This window comes from Nonomuraea aridisoli, assembly GCF_003236395.1.
Classification (GTDB): Bacteria; Actinomycetota; Actinomycetes; order Streptosporangiales; family Streptosporangiaceae; genus Nonomuraea; species Nonomuraea aridisoli.
Genome location: NZ_POUD01000667.1, coordinates 1 through 451, shown reverse-complemented (window position 1 = coordinate 451; position 451 = coordinate 1). Strand labels below are relative to the sequence as shown.

General features: G+C 64.7%; 1 protein-coding gene. It reads left to right on the top strand.

Going from position 1 to position 451, the window contains the following annotated elements:
* Positions 1-451: ATP-binding cassette domain-containing protein (locus C1J01_RS54340; RefSeq protein WP_146616076.1), on the top strand; the 451-nt coding region annotated here is incomplete at both ends.

The window sequence follows — 451 nt, the reverse complement described above, 5'->3', positions numbered from 1 at the left end:
GACCGTCTTGGAGAACGTGGCCCTTGGCGCCCACCTGCGCGGCGATTTTGCGGCGCAGGGCGGGGTGCTCGCAAGCGTGGTGCGCATGAACCAGGCCGAAGAGCAGAAGCTGCTGTTCGAAGCGCGCCGTCAACTGGAGCGCGTGGGTCTGGCCGATTGCATGTATCAGGAAGCCGGCAGCCTTGCGCTGGGCCAGCAGCGCATTCTGGAAATCGCCCGTGCCCTGTGCTGCGACCCCGCGCTGCTGCTGTTGGACGAGCCCGCCGCGGGCCTGCGCTACAAGGAAAAGCAGGCGCTGGCCGCGCTGCTGACCAAGCTGAAAGCCGAAGGCATGAGCGTGTTGCTGGTCGAGCACGACATGGACTTCGTCATGAACCTCACCGATCGGCTGGTCGTCATGGAATTCGGCACCAAGATTGCCGAAGGGCTGCCGCAGGAAGTGCAGCAGAAC